General features: G+C 69.9%; 1 protein-coding gene and 2 pseudogenes. All 3 read right to left on the bottom strand.

What is annotated here, in order from left to right:
• A pseudogene (locus ACFY2X_RS47250) lies at window positions 1–170 on the bottom strand (aldehyde dehydrogenase); the annotation flags it as partial.
• 182 nt (window positions 171–352) lie between these two features.
• Window positions 353–1,777: an aldehyde dehydrogenase family protein gene (locus tag ACFY2X_RS47245; RefSeq protein ID WP_389952018.1), complete on the bottom strand. Its 1,425-nt coding sequence runs from the start codon at window positions 1,775–1,777 to the stop codon at window positions 353–355.
• Between the two features lie 9 nt (window positions 1,778–1,786).
• Window positions 1,787–1,915, bottom strand: a pseudogene (locus ACFY2X_RS47240) (deoxyribose-phosphate aldolase); the annotation flags it as partial.

The raw sequence follows: 1,915 nt of genomic DNA, 5'->3' as shown, positions 1-1,915 counted from the left end.
ACCGCGTCGCGGGCGTCCTTGCGGGAGGCCTGGGACGCGTTGGCCAGGAAGTCGCCCTTGGACGAGGTCACCACGTAGGACCTCCCACTCTCCGAACGCGGGAACGCCCCGCCGATGTACAGCTTGTACGTCTTGCGCACGGCCAGCCGTACGGACTCGGTCTTACTCATCTCCGCGCCCTCTCCACGTGCTCTCCTGCTGTTCCAGCCGTGCCGGCACGAAGATCTGACCGCACCGGCTCACCCCGCACCGGTGGGCGAACCAGCCCCGCCGCGCCGGGCGGCCGGCGCGGGCGAAGCCATGACCCTGGACGGCCTGCGCGCGGCGGGCGCGGCGCCTGGCCCTGCGATGCTCACACATCGAGGTATGCCTCCAGTCCGTGCCGTCCGCCTTCGCGGCCGTAACCGGATTCCTTGTATCCGCCGAACGGCGAGGTGGGGTCGAACCGGTTGAAGGTGTTGGCCCACACCACGCCCGCGCGGAGCTTGTCGGCCATCCACAGGATGCGCGAGCCCTTCTCCGTCCACACCCCCGCCGACAGGCCGAACGGGGTGTTGTTGGCCTTCTCCACCGCCTCGGCCGGGGTACGGAAGGTCAGCACGGACAGCACCGGCCCGAAGACCTCCTCCCGGGCGATCCGATGCGACTGCGCCACCCCGGTGAAGATCGTCGGTGGGAACCAGAACCCCCGCTCGGGGAGCGCACACGCCGGCGACCACCGCTCGGCGCCCTCGGCCTCCCCGATCTGCGACAGCTCACGGATCTTGGCCAGCTGTGCCGCGGAGTTGATCGCCCCGATGTCGGTGTTCTTGTCCAGCGGATCACCCAGGCGGAGCGTGCCCAGCCGCCGCTTGAGCGCCTCCAGCAGCTCCGTCGCGATCGACTCCTGCACCAGCAGCCGCGAACCCGCGCAGCAGACGTGCCCCTGGTTGAAGAAGATCCCGTTGACGATGCCCTCCACCGCCTGATCCAGCGGCGCGTCGTCGAAGACGATGTTGGCGGCCTTGCCGCCCAGCTCCAGGGTGACCTTCTTGCCCGACCCGGCGACCGAACGGGCGATCAGGCGGCCGACCTCGGTGGAGCCGGTGAAGGCGACCTTGTTCACGTCCGGGTGGTTCACCACGGCCGCGCCGGTGGCCCCGGCGCCGGTGACGATGTTGACCACGCCCGGTGGCAGATCGGCCTGCTGGCAGATCTCCGCGAACGCCAGCGCGGTCAGCGGGGTGGTCTCGGCCGGCTTCAGCACGACCGTGTTGCCGCAGGCCAGCGCCGGGGCGATCTTCCAGGCCAGCATGAGCAGCGGGAAGTTCCACGGGATGACCTGGCCCGCCACGCCCAGCGGTCGGGGGTTCGTCCCGTATCCGGCGTAGGCGAGCTTGTCGGCCCAGCCCGCGTAGTAGAAGAAGTGCGCCGCGACCAGCGGCAGGTCCACGTCCCGGGATTCGCGGATCGGCTTGCCGTTGTCCAGGGACTCCAGCACGGCCAGCTCGCGCGAACGCTCCTGGATGATGCGGGCGATCCGGAACAGGTATTTGGCCCGCTCGGAGCCGGGCAGCGCCGACCAGGGGCCGAACGCCTGCCGGGCCGCCTGCACGGCCCGGTCGACATCCGCCTCACTCGCCTCGGCGACCTCGGCCAGGACTTCCTCCGAGGCGGGATTGACGGTCTTGAAGGCGGTGCCGCCGCCGTCGGTGAACTCGCCGTTGATGAACAGCCCATACGACGGCTTGATGTCCACGACATCGCGCGACTCGGGCGCCGGTGCATATTCAAACATGGGAACGCCTTAGTCGAGGGTGACGTAGTCGGGGCCCGCGTACCGGCCGGTGGCCAGCTTCTGACGCTGCATCAGCAGGTCGTTCAGCAGGGTGGAGGCGCCCAGGCGGAACCAGTCCGGGTCCAGCCAGTCCTCGCC

The organism is Streptosporangium sp. NPDC000396 (genome assembly GCF_042898655.1).
Classification (GTDB): Bacteria; Actinomycetota; Actinomycetes; order Streptosporangiales; family Streptosporangiaceae; genus Streptosporangium.
The sequence above is the reverse complement of the archived record's forward strand: the minus strand, read 5'-3'. Positions and strand labels throughout refer to the sequence as shown.